Source organism: Pseudomonas sp. S3E12 (assembly GCF_001702295.1).
Lineage (GTDB): Bacteria > Pseudomonadota > Gammaproteobacteria > Pseudomonadales > Pseudomonadaceae > Aquipseudomonas > Aquipseudomonas marginalis.
Map to the genome: position 1 here is coordinate 86,930 of NZ_MBDT01000004.1, position 17,652 is coordinate 104,581.

The window sequence follows — 17,652 nt, forward strand, 5'->3', positions numbered from 1 at the left end:
AAAAGGCGGTCAAGCGTCACGGCCAATGCGCTCAGAAAGTGGCGACTGTCGCCACTTTTGTCGCCATGCTCCAGGCCGCGTTCTACGCGGGTTGTCGCCACATCTCATTCATGAGCCCACGGAAAGATCCGCTCTGACACTTAAACGGCGCTGCGCTCGATAGGAATCGCGGGAAGTTACTGATGGGTGAAAGCAGGCGTGACGCTGATGAATTTGAAATGGGAGGATGGAACGAGGTCGCTTCGAGAAAAAGCGAGTGAACCCTCCGATCGGCGCGATCAAAGATCGCTGGATCGGAGGGTTTGGCCGGAAAAGCAAAGTCTCAAACGCCAATTACAGACTCAGGCATCAAAGCTGGTTGATTGGGAAATCACTGCCTCACGCCGCATGATCAGCGTCTGCTGCAACCGCAGCAGAAAACCGGCTTCAAATGCTTCTTGGGGGTCACCTGGACGATGATGCTTTCGGTTTTGCGCAAGTGCCCACCACAGCGGTAATGATGAGCCATCGAGCCAGGTCTCAGCACATCGAACGCCGTCCTCAATCACCGGGCGGAATTCATTGCCCCATGGTGTTCGGATACCGGGACAGCCTTCAGCGGAAGGGACTGAAACATACTCACCAATCTGTTGATGAACGCGCTGAGCAGGGATACCGGACAGATATCGGAATGCCTTGTCAAACAGCACTGCCGCGTCATCCAACAGCTCTACCGCCAGCTCAACGTCTTGCGGAAAATGAAGCAGAATACTCTGCGCTCCGTTGAGCCGAAGCGTGGCAGCCTGCCGTAGCTTAATTGCGGCATCTTCAGGAGTAAGCAACGCAGTATCGATGCTGCTGGATTTGGGAAGACCGATTAGAAGCGAAAGATCAAACATCGCGGAATCCTCCGAGATAGTTTGCGGGACGAAACAAACGGCCAGGGTGGCGCACGAAACCGTACGGGGGTCAGAAACCGGAAACCAAGGAACCGGCCAGGCCGAAGCCTGCCCCGCACGGTTCGCCATAAAAAAGCAGCAGCTAGCACTCGAAGCGCTAGCTGTGCGGAATGGAAGATACCGCGCCTTGGTTTTGATTCAGGTTCTGACGCCCGGTCGCGGGATTGACCGCGACGAAGCAAAGCGTAAATGTGAAGCCGCAGGAACACAAGCATGCACATAAATAAGCTCGGCATCCGAATGAGGGCTTATCTGTGTTTCTGTCAGCTTAGGTCACGCCACCTCGCACCATCACGAGTCGCTTACATTTTCCGCCTTTACGCAGACAAACCGTCTCCAGGAAACCTGGTACGTTCCAAATTGAGACATAGCCGCCGAATGCGTCTTCGCCTATTACCGTCGTGGGAGCTCGACCACGTGGTCAGACACTGATTAAATGCGCCGACGCCACCGACGCCGGATCCCAGAGTATCAAGCCGTGAGGCAGCTAACTGGCTGGCGTTAAGCCATAGGAAAAGCAAGTGACATCTACCGCAGAACAAATCGAGCATTTCATCGCCACTTTAGCCTCGCTTGGAGGCAGTGCGGGTAATCAGCGACTGCTTGAGGCTCTGGCCTGGCCGGAAAGCACTTATCAGCGTATCAAGCAACAACTCATTGAAACAAAACGCATTAATCCAGGACGAGGCCGTGGGGGGTCAGTGGCACTCGCGCCGGCTGAGAATACGGTCGTGCATATTGAGAAGTTCGGGGTCCAACCTACGCAACCAAAAATGAAAGATTCGCAGCCCAACCAAGCCCTCAATCCCGAGATTGACTATGCGGATGCCTTGTGGAAAGCAGCAGACAAGCTACGCGGAAATATGGAACCAAGCGACTACAAGCATGTTGCACTGGGTCTAATATTTCTCAAGTACATCTCCGATTCTTTCGAAGCCCGCCACGCGGAACTGTTGGAGGAAGATCCACTAGCAGCGGAAGATAAGGACGAATACATTGCCGATAACATCTTTTGGGTTCCAAAAGAGGCTCGCTGGTCGCATCTGAAAGCAAATGCCAAGCGTCCACAGATTGGTACTTTAGTCGACGATGCTATGAGGGCAATTGAAAAAGATAACGAATCACTGAAAAGCGTTCTACCTAAAGAATATGCTCGCCCTGCGCTCAACAAGGTAATGCTGGGTGAACTAATTGATCTCATTTCAGGGATAGCACTGGGTGAAGGTGAAAACAAGTCCAAGGACGTACTTGGACGAGTTTATGAATATTTCCTCAGCCAGTTTGCGGGTAGCGAGGGTAAGCGCGGAGGAGAGTTCTATACGCCGCGCTCAGTAGTCCGACTTCTGGTGGAGATGCTTGAACCCTATCAAGGTCGAGTATACGACCCGTGCTGCGGTTCAGGGGGCATGTTTGTTCAGAGCGAAAAGTTCGTGCGAGAGCATGGCGGACGCATCGGCGATATAGCTATTTATGGCCAAGAGAGCAACTACACAACATGGCGATTAGCAAAAATGAACTTAGCTGTTCGCCGCATTGACGCCGACATATCGTGGAATAACGAAGGCAGCTTCCATAAAGACGAATTCGCGGCCAAACGTGGCAACGATGGTGCGCCTATAAAAGCTGACTTCATACTGGCCAACCCCCCGTTTAACATCTCTGACTGGGGTGGCGAACGTTTGAAGGACGACGTGCGCTGGAAATTCGGTACGCCACCCGCCGGAAATGCCAATTACGCCTGGCTTCAGCACATATACCATCACCTTGCACCGTTTGGAACCGCTGGAGTGGTGCTGGCCAATGGCTCGATGAGTTCAGGGCAAAGTGGCGAAGGAGATATCCGTAAAGCCATGATTGAGGCAGATACAGTGGACTGCATGGTTGCTCTGCCGGGGCAATTGTTTTATTCAACGCAAATTCCCGCCTGTCTATGGTTTTTAGCACGCGACAAATCCAACGGCAAAGCAGGAAAATCGCATCTAAGGGATCGTCGTGGCGAAGTGCTATTTATAGACGCCCGAAATATGGGACAACTGGTGGATCGTACCCGCCGCGAACTTACAGATGACGATGCACTGAAGATCGCAACCACTTATCATGCTTGGCGCGGGGAGCAAAATGCCGGTAATTATCAAGACATACCTGGTTTTTGCAAATCATCTACATTGGAAGAGATTCGCGAGCATGGCCATGTACTAACGCCTGGGCGCTACGTCGGTGCCCAAACAGCGGAAATCGATAGTGAAGTATTCTCCGAAAAAATGCAGCGATTGAGCGCTGAGTGGAGACAGTGGCAAAAGGAAGCTACGAGACTGACGACTGTAATCGAAGCCAATTTGAAGGAGCTTGGATATGGCGGGTGAGTGGCAGGATGTTTCTCTTGGTGATTTATTTAAGGTAAAGCACGGCTTCGCTTTTAAAGGCGAACATTTTACCAACGAGAAGCACAAAACCGTTCTCGTCACACCTGGAAACTTCGCTGTTGGCGGAGGATTTAAGGACGAAAAACGAAGATATTATCGCGGTCCGATTCTAGGCGACTACATACTGAAACCGGGTCAGATTGTCGTTACAATGACGGATCTCAGCAAGGAAGCCGACACCTTGGGTTTTGCTGGTCGTATTCCTGACGACTCCAACACTTGGCTTCATAACCAGCGAGTTGGGCTTTTGGAGTTCAAGCATAAGGCGCCTGCCATTCCTCGATTTGTCGAATATCTTCTGCGATCCCATGAATATAGATCATGGGTAATCGGTTCGGCTACGGGAACAACTGTGAAGCACACGTCTCCAGGCAGAATTGAGAGTTTTACCACCCGTATTCCTCCGCTAGCCGAACAACGGGCTATCGCCTACATCCTAGGATCTTTTGACGACAAGATCGCACTTATCCGCCAAAGAAATCAGACATTAGAGTCTATGGCTCGTGCGCTCTTTAACGACTGGTTCGTCGACTTCGGTCCAGTCCGCGCAAAAGTGGAGGGCCGCGTGCCCTATTTGCCCACTGAAATCTGGGAAATTTTTCCCAAACGCTTCGATGCGAGTGGTAAACCAGAAGGTTGGGATGAAAAACCGCTAAGTTCAATGTTTACCATTATCGGTGGTGGAACACCAAAAACCTCTGTCACAGAATATTGGGGCGGTGATATACCTTGGTTTTCGGTAGTCGATACACCATCGGCTAGCGATGTATTCGTGATCACAACCGAGAAGTCAATTACAGAACAGGGGTTAGCAGAGAGCTCCGCCAGGCGTGTTCCGAAAGGTACAACCATTATTTCCGCCCGGGGCACGGTTGGAAACCTCGCGATTGCTGGATGCCCTATTTCATTCAATCAATCATGCTACGGGTTACAAGGCGTTGCGGGCATAGGTGACTATTTTGTTTACCTAACGGCACAGCAGATGGTGGATCAACTTAAGTCGATGGCACATGGCTCCGTTTTTTCAACTATTACTAGGCAAACGTTTGAAGCAATTAAACGTCCGCTCCCGCCTCCCGAGATAATTAAAAAATTTGAGACCTTGGTTCTAGAGTGGTTTGAAGAGATTTTTTCCAGCGTAGAAGAGTCTCGCACCCTCGTCTCCCTTCGCGATACGCTATTGCCAAAGCTAATTTCAGGCGAGCTTCGTATTAAAAATGCCAAGCGTTTTATAGAAGACAATATATGAATTTGGACTGGTGCCCCGGTATACGCGACGCTTGCATGCACTGGCGTGATGCAGAGATGCTGCAACAGACATTCGAGGCGTTGGAACGAACCCTAGAACAGGACAATGACGCATGTATTGACTGTGCAAAGTCAATCGTCGAGGTATTCTGCCGCATCATCGTAGACGAACTTGATTCTCCAACCCATCCTATTAAACCTAAAGCGAGTGCACCAGACTTCGGGGAATGGGTTGGCGCTGCAGTGCGCGTTTTGAAACTTGGCGAAAATCAGAACAACAAATTCCTGAAGCTGGTTTCGCAACATCACAAGTTGACTACCGCTCTAGGTGACCTCCGCAATGAGTCAGGCCCGGTAAGCCATGGACGAGACGGCTTTCTTAATAAGCTTTCAATCCATCACAGGCGTTCGTCGATCTTGGCGGCCGACGCCCTCGTAACTTTTTTACATCAGGCATACCTGGAAACCCACCTCGACCCTGTCAATTCTCGCGAGCCATGGGAACGATTTGAAAGTTTTAATCAACTAATAGATGAACATGTAAGGTTAACGCTTGAAATAGACGATGATGGAGACTCAACGCTTCAGATTCTCTTACCTAGCAACGAATCTCTCTCTCTAAACATACCTATCAGCCGTCTGCTTTATCTACTTGATCGCGATGCCTACATCGAAGCCCTGATCGCTGCGCGCGGCGTTCCTGTCACGATCGCGGGTCAAGCCAAAGAAGCAGGAGAACTCTAATGGCTTTTCTATCAGAGGCCCAATTAGAAACAGCGCTACTTGGTCAACTAGCTGCATTGCAATATGCCTGTATATCTGATGATTTGATCGGCCCGGATAGCAAACTGCCGGAGAGAGAATCATATGACGAGGTGATACTTAAGGCGCGTTTCACCACAGCAATAGCTCTACTTAATCCTAGTTTCCCTCCCGAAGCACAGGCAGATGCTGTACGTCGCGTAATACAATCTGAAATGCCCAACCTGCTGGATGAGAACCATCGCCTTCATCGCCTGCTAACGGAAGGTGTTGATGTTGAATATTATGCCGAGGATGGTACTTTAACTGCGGGCAAAGTTCGACTCATCGATTTTGACGACGTGACGAGTAATGACTGGCTGGCGGTGCGGCAATTCGTAGTAGTATCAGGGCAAATAAAGCGTAGGCCGGATGTGGTGATATTCGTCAATGGTATGCCATTAGTAGTAATTGAGCTAAAAGCGCCTAGTAGCGAGAACGCATCTTTAGTCGGCGCCTTTAATCAGCTACAAACATATAAATTGCAAATCTCGGCGCTATTTCGTACAAATGCATTTCTCGTGACCTCGGACGGACTTTCGGCTCGAGTTGGATCGCTTTCCGCCGATTTAGAACGATTTATGCCATGGCGCACTGTTGACGGTCAGGAAATTGCGCCTCTAGGAACTCCGGAACTGACAACCCTAATTGGCGGCGTTCTCGATCAATCGCGGCTACTTGAGTTGCTACGGAACTTCACAGTTTTCGGTAAAACCAGCGGAGGCTTGAATAAGATAATCGCTGGTTATCATCAGTTCCACGCGGTGAAGAAGGCTGTCGCTTCCACGCTCCGAGCGAGCTCAACCAGTAAGGTTACCCATTCATCAACCAATGATTTGACCAACGTCGCCAACCAAGCGCCGGGGAATCATAAGGCTGGAGTGATTTGGCACACTCAGGGTTCAGGGAAGAGCCTGCTCATGGCTTTTTACGCAGGCGTTTTAGTAGTAGAGCCACGAATGGCCAATCCTACTCTAATAGTACTCACAGATCGCAATGACTTAGACGATCAGCTTTTTGCTACGTTCGCGATGTGTGAAGATTTAATCCGACAGACTCCTGTACAGGCCGAGAGCCGAAAACATCTCCGCACACTACTGAGCAGGGCCTCTGGGGGAGTTATTTTTACTACTTTGCAGAAGTTTTCCCCTCCTGCGACAGAGACTGATTACTCACCACTTACAAATCGCTCAAACATAGTTGTCATTGCTGACGAGGCACATCGTAGTCAGTACGGTTTCAAAGCAAAGTTTGCAAGCAAAACCGGTGAAATAGCCTATGGGTTTGCCAAATATTTACGAGACGCTGTGCCCAATGCATCTTTCATTGGTTTCACGGGCACGCCAATCGAAGCTACCGACGTTAACACACCAGCGGTCTTTGGTGACTACATCGACATCTACGATATTAGTCGTGCGGTAGAGGACGGTGCAACTGTACCAATCTACTACGAGTCAAGGCTGGCCCGTATCGAACTAGATGAAAACGAAACGCCGCATATTGATGCGGAAATAGAGGCGCTTCTAGAAGATGAAGAAGAGTCCGATGCAGAGCGTACTAAACAGAAGTGGAGCACCGTAGAAGCCCTTGTAGGCAGCGAAAAGAGGCTGACTTTAGTGGCCACCGATCTAGTACAACACTTTGAAGATCGCATTGCGGCACTTGATGGTAAAGCGATAATTGTATGCATGAGCAGAAAAATCTGCATCGCTCTCTACGACACAATCGTAAAGCTGCGCCCAAGCTGGCACAGCACAGATGATAATGCTGGCACAATTAAAATCGTCATGACGGGCAATGCCTCCGACCCCGCTGAATGGCAACAACACATTGGTAATAATGCTCGCAGAGACTTACTTGCTAAACGCGCGCGCGACGCAAATAACTCACTCAACCTTGTGATCGTATGCGACATGTGGCTAACCGGATTTGATTCCCCAAGTATGCATACTATGTATATCGATAAGCCCATGCGTGGCCACGGCTTGATGCAGGCAGTCGCTCGCGTTAACCGCGTGTACCGAGATAAGCCGGGGGGTCTTATCGTAGACTACATTGGTATCGCACAGAATCTAAAGTCTGCGCTAGCACAGTATTCGAAACCCGACCAAGACAAGACGGGAATAAACGAAGCCGAAGCTATAGCCGTGATGCAGGAAAAGTACGAAGTAGTAAGGGATATGTTCCATGGATTTGATTACCGCACTGTTTTGGACGGCTCGCCCAGTGAACGCCTAAAAATGATGGCGGGAGCCATCGAGTGGATTCTTAACAAACAGCAGCAATGGGCTTCTGTGGAAAAGACACATGAAGCCAAAAGAAAGGCACAGCGACGCTTTGCAGATAGTGTTCTTGCGCTTTCTAAATCATTTGCCTTGGCAGCCAGTTCGGATGAAGCAAGGGTTATCAGGGAAGAGGTGGGGTTTTTCCAGGCAATTCGTATTGCATTGGTGAAGACTGCTTCTGGCACCGGCATGCTAAGGCAGGATCGGGAGTTGGCTATCCAGCAGATTGTTAGCCGCTCAGTGGTTTCCACTGAGATAGTCGATATTTTGGCTGCCGCAGGCTTACAAACTCCGGATATATCCATTCTCTCGGACGAATTTCTCGCAGAAATTCAACAAATGGACAAGAAAAACTTGGGGTTGGAGGCCCTTCGTAAGTTGCTTAACGATAGCATTCGTTCCCGAACTCGGACAAACGTAGTAGAGACGCGTACCTTCAGTGAAAGATTAGAGGATGCTATATCACGTTATCACGCGAACGCCATTACCACCGCTGAAGTTCTTCAGCACTTAATAAACCTTGCACGAGATATCCGCGCCGCACGAAGCAGGGGCGAGGAACAGGGATTGTCCGATGAGGAAATTGCTTTTTACGATGCTCTGGCCGAAAACGAATCAGCGTTGCAGATGATGGGAGATGAAAAGCTGCGTTTGATTGCTTATGAATTATTGGTCAGCCTGCGTGAAAATGTTTCCGTAGACTGGGCACATCGTGAGTCAGCTAGAGCTAGGCTTCGTGTGCTAGTCAAGCGCATCCTTCGTAAATACGGCTATCCCCCAGATTTGCAGGATGTTGCAGTGCAGACGGTGTTACAACAAGCAGAAGCACTATCGTCCACATGGAGCCATAACTAAGCCAGAGGCCATTAATAAATGGTCTCTGGATGACTAAGATAGGACGCGGTAGGGACCGCAATCACCTACCGCCCCGTACAATCCCTACGTCAGTCGCTGCCTCATGTGGTGCCTGTCTCAGGTCAAGTCGTCACGACAGCTACTCAAATGATCAGAGGAGTGCGAACAAGGCTAGTACTTTGCTGAATCGCGCCTGGCTTTGTAGAGACCGTGGAGGGCCTTAAATGGGCAAGCTGCTCGTCTACCCCGTGCAAATTCGCGTCGTATTCCAACTGGTATTCCAGTTAAAATTAAATTTTTACATAGATCATATAAATCAATAGGTTACTAAATCAATTCAACTTACCCCGGTCCACCACTTCATCATCTAAAGACGTCCACGGACGTCTTTTTTTGTGCCTGAAATCCAGCAAACACAAGGTTTTGATGACTGCTTTGCGCTTTCTAGCGCTTTTTGAGTTCCAGACGCTTTGGTATTCCAATGGTATTCCCGGCTGCACAGCACCAGTCTTGGGAAAGCCCCCCTGCACTTGTGAAGACGACGTTCTCCGAATTTATCTCCAGCAGAGGCGCAACCGGGATACAGCGCTAAACAAGGTACAGACGCAATTCACTCTGATGCAGGAGCTCTGCGCAACATCAACATTGCAATGAAAACCGCACCGACTGTCCCCACCGAGATCATCAGCCCATGCTCGCTGACATAGGACACTGTGGCGCCCGTGGCAATGGGACCCAATACGCTACCCAAGGTGTAGAACATCGCAATCGCCGTCATGGCGGTGGACACTTGATGTTCGCCCACACGGTCTCCCGCCTCGATCACTGCCAGGGTGTTCATGCCGCCAATGGCGCCTCCCCAGAGGAACACCGTAATCGTCGCCAACCAAGGGAGCGGCTGGCTGAACGGAATAGCCAGGGTGCCCAGCAACAGTATCAAGCCGCAGACTAATTGACCGACCTTGTAGGAACTGCGGTCGGCCATCCAACCGATCGGCAGTTGCAGGACGGTGCCTCCAATGCCGAACACCGATATCAGCAGGGTGGCGGCGGTCAATAGATAACCGGTCGAGAGGCTGTAGCCGGCAAGGAACGATACGGATGAGGTTTCCGAAAAGCCTGCGATAAACGCGCCACACAGCGCCGTAGGGATGACGCTGAATAACTTGCCATGGCGTTTTTCCGCCGGGGTTTGCGGTCGCGTATCGTAGTCCTTGAGGGTTAAGACCAGCGCGCCGGATAACAACACGATCACGGCACAGGCGTAGTAAGGCGCGGTACTCCCGACGCCGAATACCACCAACAGCAGCGGGCCAACAGCAATACCCAGGCCCATCAAGGTCTCATGTACGCCGATCGCCCGGCCGCGCTCGTCTTTCGAGGCGACCGCGAGGATCCACGTATCGCAGGCAATCCAGCGCAGGATCAAGCCAATACCGAGCACGAAATTCAGCGAAAAAATCAGTACCAAATGGGTAGTCAAGGTCATACCGATCAGCGCGGCAATCGTCAGCGCTGCGCTGAGGATATTCGTCCTGACGAGCCCCAAATGGGCCAGCAAGCGCGGAACCCATTTGTAGAGCAGCAGGATCGCCAACCACGAGGCACTGACAATCACCCCGATCTTTGCCGGCTCGACCCCTTGCTGATCCAGCGAAAGCGACAGCAGCGGAGTGACGGTACCTATCTGCACGACCTGTGACAGGGCCGAGAGCGTGTTTATCTTGGTGAGCGCAAACCAGCGTTGTTTGTCGGTGTACTCAATACCGGTATTTTCCATTCGTGACCGACCTTGGCTAGACAGCGCTAAAGTGTTCGAACAACCACGGGCAGAGCTCACCTTCGGGCTTGTGAAACAGCGCACAGATGGTGTCCAGAGGCGTCCAGTCGGCCTGGCTGCCTTAGAGGCTTTCGAGGAAGGGTAGAGCAATTTCCAGCACCCGACGATGACCCATCTGTTCCGGCTCGACTATCCCGCGGTGAAGCATGTATTACGCACCGCCCCCCCCCGAGCCCCTGCTGAGTCAAGCAAGCGAAACCGTCGCCTCACTCAACGCCATGACCACCGACCAGGCCTTCGAGCTCGAAGGTGCCAACCGTCACAAGCTACTGGCCACCTAACAATTGATCGTGCCAGGTGAACTGTTGGTCGAACGAGTGCTGGTACTCACCCAAGACGCGCGCGCATTCCACTAACAAGAAAGGCCGAGTCGCATTCAGCGTCTCGGCCTTTTGTGGTCATACATCCACCCTGCTATTTTCCAATCTTAATCATTATCAACTCCCAAACTAGCAAGTTAGCCAACTAACTATTTTAAAACACCCACCTGAATAGCTACTCATCCGCGTCGATATTGCTTTAACGATAAACCCCTCGATAATTTTTATTTCACATATATTTTACATTCCCCTACATATGATAATGTCATTACGACATCAACGCTGTTCCAACCAGAATCAAGGGGTGTGTATGGCAGGTGTAATGGCATCCGTTAACAGCCGTACACAACTGGTCGGTCAGAACAGGCTGGAATTATTGCTATTCCGCTTCAACGACCAACAGCTGTACGGAATCAACGTCTTTAAAGTTCGGGAAGTTATTCGCTGCCCCAAGTTATCTCCACTACCAAAGTCTAATAACAACATTTGTGGTGTTGCCAATATACGCGGCGCTTGCATTCCTATTCTAGACCTCGCTATGGCAACGGGGCTGCCCGGGATCACGGATAAAGAAAGCGCCTTTATTATACTTACGGAGTACAACAACCGCGTTCAGGGCTTCTTGGTCTATGCGGTTGAACACATCGTCAATTTGAACTGGGAAGATATTCATCCGCCCCCCAAGGGCAGCGGCGACAACAATTACCTGACGGCCGTTACCCGTGCCGATGATCGTCTGGTCGAAATCATCGACGTGGAAAAGGTGCTGACGGAAATCTCGCCCTCCTCCGAGGAAATATCGGTCGGCGTGGTGGATGACGCGGTCACCCAACAGGCCAGGCATCTGCGTGTGTTGACCGTGGACGACTCGATGGTGGCGCGTAAACAGGTGACCCGCTGCCTGGAGACGGTAGGCGTCGAGGTGGTCGCCTTGAACGATGGGCGCCAGGCGCTGGATTACCTTCGGGCCATGCTCGACGAGGGGCGCAACCCGCACGAGGAGTTCCTGATGATGATTTCGGACATCGAAATGCCGGAAATGGACGGTTATACCCTGACCGCCGAAATCCGCGGCGACCCGCGCATGGCCAAGTTGCATATCGTGCTGCACACCTCCCTGTCGGGCGGTTTCAACCAGGCCATGGTCAAGAAAGTCGGGGCCGATGACTTCCTGGCGAAGTTTCGCCCGGATGACCTGGCAGGCCGCGTAGTCGCGCGTATCAAGGCCGCGAGCCCGATCTGAAAGGCAAGACAACACTGCTCAAGCCAGGGAGGCTGATGAGACACGTATAAGAAGAACATCAACAGAGGGCATACCATGTTGAAGTGCAATGAACTCAATCTGCAGGCGCCTGACGGCGAGGCAAAGCCCTTCTGGCGGGACGGTGCACCCTCAGAGGGGCCGTGCGCCCTGGGCTGCGGCGCTCCGCCAGCCACCCAGCCCCCAACAGCTGCTCCGGTCATCGCCGTCGTCCCCACCTCCATGCAGGACGAGTTGGTCGCCGCACAGGAAATCTGTAGCCGCGCCAAGGCCGCCGTGGTCGAAATGTTCGGCCATGCCCGCATGGGCCGGGCCCTGGAGCTTGAAGACGTCAGTGCACTGGTGGACGACATTTCGAGCTCGATCGCCCGCCATCCCAACGCCTTTATCAGCCTGGCACGCCTTAAAAGCATCGACGACTACACCTACATGCATTCGGTCGCCGTGTGTGCGTTGATGATTGCCCTGGGCAATCAATTGGGCCTGTCCTCCGCACTGATTCGTCGGGTCGGGATGGCCGGGTTGCTGCACGACATCGGCAAAATGGCCATACCAGGTGCCATCCTCAACAAGCCTGGCCGGTTGAGCAGTGACGAATTGCAGTTGGTGCGCACCCATCCACTGGAGGGAGAGAAAACCCTGCTGGCGGCCTCGCAGATGTGCGAAATGGTCGTGGATGTGTGCCTGCATCACCACGAAAAGTTCGACGGTACCGGCTACCCCCATCAGTTGGCGGGTGACCAGATCAGCCTGGTGGCCCGGATGGCGGCGGTATGCGATGTCTACGATGCAATCACCTCGGACCGTTCCTACAACCAGGGCTGGGACCCCGCCGTCGCCATCCAGCAAATGTCCACATGGGACGGACACTTTGATGATGAGGTATTTCGTGCGTTTTTGAAGTCCGTGGGTATTTACCCGATCGGTTCTATCGTTCAATTGAAAAGTGGCAGTATCGGCGTAGTCATAGAACAACATCCTGATTCTTTATTGACGCCAAAAATAAAAGTGTTTTTCCTGCCCGTTCTGAATATCCATGTAACGCCGAAAATAATAGACCTGAGTGATCCCGCACAACCCGACCGGATTGTCGCGAGGGTGCCGCACCAGCGTTACGGTTTTAAAAACACCGACCGTTTATGGCTCGATGAAGAGACGCCCAAAGAGCATTAAGCAACACCCAGCGCTGTACCGCATGTATATGCCTAAGCAGCCAATGATAAAACACTATGCCTTGTGCAAAGAAAGTACCGGAATGTCGACATTCGATGATGTTGGCGACTATTAGCATGGGCAGGAAATATCATGAAATTCAACTCACTGCAGACTCGAATTTGCTTCACCGCCGGACTTTGCCTGTTTATCTCCTGTGCGAGCCTGGTGCTGTATGGCCTGTATTCCTCGAACGCCAACCAGGCCTATGTAGGCACTGAAGTTTCAACCCTGATTGAAAGCGCCACTATCCGCGAAGTGCAAAACCTGGCTGAGTCGCGAGCCAATGCCATCCAGGCAAAACTGCAAAACGCCTTGGATTCGGCACGCACAATGGCCAATACCCTTGGAGCGAGTAAAAGTGCCCAGAGCCCGCTGACCCTGGGCCGCGAGCAGATCAATGCGATGCTGCTCAGCGTGCTCAAGGACAACCCCGACTTCAACGGCACGTATTCATGCTGGGAGCCTGATGCGCTGGACGGCCAGGATCAAGCCTTTCGTATCAATGAGGGCGGTAACAACCCGATGACGGGCCGCTTCACGCCTTACTGGACACGCAGTTCAGACGGCCATATCGCCGTGCAACCGCTGGTTGAGTACGATTCCGATGCCCGCCACCCCAATGGTGTGCTGAAGGGCGGTTGGTATTCCGGCCCGCGGGACACCCAGAAAGAAAGCGTGCTGGACCCACTTCCCTACGTGGTGCAAGGCAAAAATGTGTGGTTGACCACGCTGTCGGTACCGATCACCGCCAATGGCAAGTTCTACGGCGTGGTCGGTGCAGACTTCGACATTTCGTTTATCCAGAAACTCAGCGAGCAAATGTCCGCCGACCTGTATGGCGGCAAAGGCTCGGTGTCGATCCTGAGCAATCAAGGGTTGGTGGTGGCCGACAGTAAACGCCCGGAACTCATTGGCCAGTCATTGAAAGCGTTGTTGCCCGGCTCTTGGGAGAACGTGTTGAGCAATGTACAGAAGGGTCAGGGAGACAGCCGGTTCAACCCGGATTCCCAGGAAATCGAAGTGCAGATGCCGATCAACCTGGGCCGCACCGGCAAGCCCTGGGCGATCGTGATCCATCTGCCCAAGGCGGTGGTCATGAGCCAGGCCATTGCCCTGGAGCAGGAACTGCAGTCACGCGGTGTCAAGAGCAGCATCTGGCAGGTCTCGGTCGGCGTGGGTATCTCCTTGCTGGCATTGCTGGCGCTGTGGTTGGCCACGGCGAAAATCGTCGGCCCGATTCGTGAAGCAGCGGCCCTGGCCGCCAACATCAGCCTGGGGGATTTCTCGCGTCGGCTGGTGCAAAAATCTGAAGATGAAGTGGGCCAATTATCCTTTGCCTTGAACGATATGTCGGAAAGCCTGCAACGCCAGGTGCGCGTGGCCGAGCGAATTTCCGAAGGGGACCTGGATCTGGAAGTGCGCCTGTCCTCGCCCAATGACACCCTGGGCAAGTCGTTGGAAAAAATGGTCGGCAACCTGAACACCTTGATTTCCCAGGTGCAGGCCAGCGCCACGCAAATCACCGGCAGTTCCGCGCAGGTCACCGAGTTGAGCCAGTCGCTGTCCGACGGCGCGTCCAATTCTGCCTCGTCCATCACTGAAATCAGTGCGGTGATGACCCAGATGGCAGCGCAAACCACCGACAACGCCGCCAATGCGAAAAAGGCCGACGAGCAATCCCAGGCTTCCCGCGCCGACGCCGGGGAAAGTGACAAGTTGATGAGTGAATTGATCGCCGCCATGGCGGAAATCGACAACTCGGGCAAAGACATCACGGCCATTATCACCACCATCGACAACATCGCCGCTCAGACCAATCTGCTGGCGCTGAACGCGGCCATCGAGGCCGCGCGTGCCGGCGAACTGGGCCGTGGCTTTGCGGTGGTCGCCGATGAGGTCAGGAGCCTCGCCGCCCGCAGCGCCGAGGCCGCCCAGCAAACCGCCGCGCTGATTGCCGACTCCTCGACCAAGACCCAGCGCGGCATGATCATCGCAGGCCGTACAGCCGACTCGTTGAGAAATATCGTCAGCGGCACCAGCACGGTGTCCAGCCTGGTGTCGTTGATCTACCAAGCCTCCAGTGAACAGGCTTCCGGCCTGCAGCAGGCGAGCATCGGCCTGGAGCAGATCGACGAAGTCACCCAGCAGAATCAGGTCAACTCCCAACAATGCGCGGTGGCGGCCAAGAACCTCTCGGAACGAGCCAACGCCATGCAACAGGGCCTGAGCCGCTTCAAAGTCAAAGCCTCGTAATGCCTCACGCAAAGCCAGGGGGTACATCAACGTCCTGGCCCAGCGATATAAACCCACTCCCATTCATGAAATATTAAGAATCGTCTCCCTATACTCACCGATTGCGAGCCGTTCCCCCGAACGGCCTTCTGCCTCGGTAGCCAGACTCCATGACGCGCCCCGCCCCCCTGCTGCTCCTGCTTGCTGCTCTGTTGTTCTTCTTTGCCCTGGGTAACCACGAACTGCAAGGCTCCACCGAGGCCCGCGTCGCGGGGATCGCCATGGCCATGCACCTGGACAATGACTGGGTCGTGCCGCAACTGTTTCGTGAACCCTTCCTGGAAAAACCGCCCTTGAGCCTGTGGCTGGACGCCGGAGCGATTCGCCTGTTCGGCGGCACGCCTGGGGCGGTCCGCCTGGCCTCGGCATTTGCCGGTCTGTTCAGCGTGATGCTGTTCTATGGAATGCTGCGCCGGTTCGGGCGCCCGAAAACATTGGCCTTCAGTGCGGCGCTGATCCTGGCGACCATGGCCAGCTACTGGAGCAATGTGCGCGGCGTGGGGGAAGACTCACTGCTCAGCCTCGGCGTGACCACCGCGCTGCTGGCGTTCTACCAGGCGATGCGGCCTGAGTCCGAGCGCCAAGGCTCGACGACCTGGGCCTGGGCGCTGTTTACCGCCGGCATGGTGATCGCCACCTTGAGCAAAGGCGTACTGGGCCTGGCGATGCCGGGCATCGTGATTTTTGTGTACCTGGCCAGCACCAGCCTGATGGACAAGCGCCTGCGCCTCGCCGATTGGCTCAAGCCGGCGTTGTTCACCCTGCTGGCATTGGTGCCACTGATGATCTGGCTGGGTTTCCTGTTCCAGCGCGGCGGAATGCAGGCCGTGGGCGAAGTGCTGTGGACCAACAGCGTCGGGCGTTTCAGCGGCTCGTTCGTGGAGGCCGGGCATTACGAGCCGTTCTACTACTACATCGCCAAGCTGCCCGAGGCCTTCCTGCCGTGGAACATCCTGGTGTACCTGGGCCTGTGGCACTTCCGGAAAAGCCTGGTGCGTAACCGCTATCGCCTGTTTTTCAGCGTATGGCTGGTGGCGCAATTCACCCTGCTGACGCTGGCCTCAAGCAAGCGCACGGTTTACCTGATGGCCCTGACACCGGCCGCCGCTGTACTGGCTGCGGAATATGTGCGGGTACTGCTGAAATGGCTGAAGGATCACAAGCCGGCGTTGTACGCCTATCACCGCCGCGTGATTGGCGGCGTTTTCACCCTGGCAGTGGCGTGCTACCTGATCGCTGCTTTCTGGTTCGCGCCCAAAGCCGACGTGCGCCAGTCGTTCGTGCCGTTGATCAGTCAGATCCAGGCACTGCAAGCCGAAGGCAAGGAGGTGGTGTTGTTTCAGCCCAATGAGCGGATCGCCGGCGCCAGCGTGTTCTACACCCAGGCCTACCTGCCGATCCTGCAGACCGAAGCCGAGCTTCAGCACTTTTTGACCGCCAAGCCCGGCAACGTCGCGCTGCTGGACCATACCAACGACCTGACCACCAAGGTCACGGTGATCAAGGAGATAGCCATCAACCGCCAGCCCTACTACTTCATCGAGCAGTAAGGCCAGCGCGGGGCATCAGTGCTTGGTGACCTTGTCCAGGTAACCCATGGCGAACGCCGAGATCACGAAGGTCATGTGAATGATCACGTACCACATCAGGTGTTGCGGATCGACGTTCTTGGCGTCCATGAAGATGCGCAGCAAATGGATGGAGGAAATCGCCACGATGGAGGCCGCCACTTTCATCTTCAGCGACGAAGAGTCCATGGTGCCCAGCCAGTTGAGCTTTTCCTTGTTTTCATCGATGTCCAGCTGCGAGACGAAGTTCTCGTAGCCGGAAATCATCACCATCACCAGCAAGCCGCCGACCAGGGCCATGTCGATCAACGACAGCAGCACCAGGATCAGCTCGGACTCGGCCATCGAGAACACGCTCGGCAGCAGGTGAATCACTTCCTGGAAGAATTTCAGCGCCAGCGCCAGCAACCCGAGGGACAGGCCGAAATAGATAGGCGCCAGCAGCCAGCGCGAGGCGTACATAGCATTTTCGATAAAGCGTTCCATTGGATCTCACACAGCATGGCTAGAAATGGCGGCGAGTATACCAGCCGCTATAAGACACCTGTAACCACGAGAAAACTGACCTGGGCGGCATCTGTAAGAGAATTTTTCTGCTAGTGTCGA

At 53.6% G+C, this 17,652-nt stretch carries 11 protein-coding genes and 1 pseudogene; 9 read left to right on the forward strand and 3 right to left on the reverse strand.

All coding sequences use genetic code 11. The features are described 5' to 3' along the window. Positions 1-341 precede the first annotated feature (341 nt). Positions 342-878: a LasR-specific antiactivator QslA gene (locus BB029_RS03955; protein ID WP_065938294.1), complete on the reverse strand. Its 537-nt coding sequence runs from the start codon at positions 876-878 to the stop codon at positions 342-344. A gap of 833 nt (positions 879-1,711) precedes the next feature. Between BB029_RS03955 and BB029_RS03960 the strand changes: the two genes are divergently transcribed. Genes BB029_RS03960 through BB029_RS03975 form a run of 4 tightly spaced genes read left to right on the forward strand, consistent with a single transcriptional unit; the run spans position 1,712 to position 8,550 of the window. Beyond that, positions 1,712-3,301 carry a class I SAM-dependent DNA methyltransferase gene (locus tag BB029_RS03960; RefSeq protein WP_065938388.1) on the forward strand — a complete coding sequence of 530 codons (1,590 nt, stop codon included), beginning with the start codon at positions 1,712-1,714 and terminating at the stop codon, positions 3,299-3,301. Further along, positions 3,291-4,610 carry a restriction endonuclease subunit S gene (locus BB029_RS03965; RefSeq protein WP_065938295.1) on the forward strand — a complete coding sequence of 440 codons (1,320 nt, stop codon included), beginning with the start codon at positions 3,291-3,293 and terminating at the stop codon, positions 4,608-4,610. Before BB029_RS03960 ends, BB029_RS03965 begins: the two co-directional genes overlap by 11 nt. A 35-nt stretch (positions 4,611-4,645) precedes the next feature. After that, the gene (locus BB029_RS03970; RefSeq protein ID WP_256558124.1) at positions 4,646-5,353 is read left to right on the forward strand and encodes an abortive infection family protein; all 708 of its coding nucleotides are present in this window, start codon (positions 4,646-4,648) and stop codon (positions 5,351-5,353) included. Then, positions 5,353-8,550 (forward strand): type I restriction endonuclease subunit R, encoded by a 3,198-nt coding sequence (locus BB029_RS03975; protein WP_065938297.1) that lies wholly within the window; start codon positions 5,353-5,355, stop codon positions 8,548-8,550. Before BB029_RS03970 ends, BB029_RS03975 begins: the two co-directional genes overlap by 1 nt. A gap of 610 nt (positions 8,551-9,160) precedes the next feature. On the opposite strand, the gene BB029_RS03980 is transcribed toward BB029_RS03975, so the two are convergent. Further along, complete coding sequence (locus BB029_RS03980) at positions 9,161-10,330, reverse strand: MFS transporter (protein WP_065938298.1); 1,170 nt, start codon at positions 10,328-10,330, stop codon at positions 9,161-9,163. A gap of 206 nt (positions 10,331-10,536) precedes the next feature. On the opposite strand from BB029_RS03980, the pseudogene BB029_RS34090 reads away from it, so the two are divergent. From BB029_RS34090 to BB029_RS04000, 5 genes and pseudogenes are all read left to right on the forward strand, one after another. Next, positions 10,537-10,668, forward strand: a pseudogene (locus BB029_RS34090) (DUF6124 family protein); the annotation flags it as partial. A 352-nt stretch (positions 10,669-11,020) separates the two neighbouring features. Continuing rightward, complete coding sequence (locus tag BB029_RS03985) at positions 11,021-11,953, forward strand: chemotaxis protein CheV (protein ID WP_065938299.1); 933 nt, start codon at positions 11,021-11,023, stop codon at positions 11,951-11,953. Positions 11,954-12,028: 75 nt separating this feature from the next. After that, entirely contained in the window at positions 12,029-13,144 is a 1,116-nt protein-coding gene (locus BB029_RS03990; RefSeq protein ID WP_083236331.1) for an HD-GYP domain-containing protein, read from the forward strand. Positions 13,145-13,276: 132 nt separating this feature from the next. Continuing rightward, a complete protein-coding gene (locus tag BB029_RS03995) occupies positions 13,277-15,439 on the forward strand; it encodes a methyl-accepting chemotaxis protein (protein WP_065938300.1) in 2,163 nt (720 codons plus the stop codon). A gap of 149 nt (positions 15,440-15,588) precedes the next feature. After that, entirely contained in the window at positions 15,589-17,028 is a 1,440-nt protein-coding gene (locus tag BB029_RS04000; protein WP_065938301.1) for a glycosyltransferase family 39 protein, read from the forward strand. 15 nt (positions 17,029-17,043) lie between these two features. Here the strand turns inward: BB029_RS04000 and BB029_RS04005 are convergent, their stop codons facing one another. After that, positions 17,044-17,532, reverse strand: coding sequence for a TIGR00645 family protein (locus tag BB029_RS04005; RefSeq protein ID WP_017253710.1), 489 nt, complete (start codon positions 17,530-17,532; stop codon positions 17,044-17,046). Between the last annotated feature and the right edge of the window lie 120 nt (positions 17,533-17,652).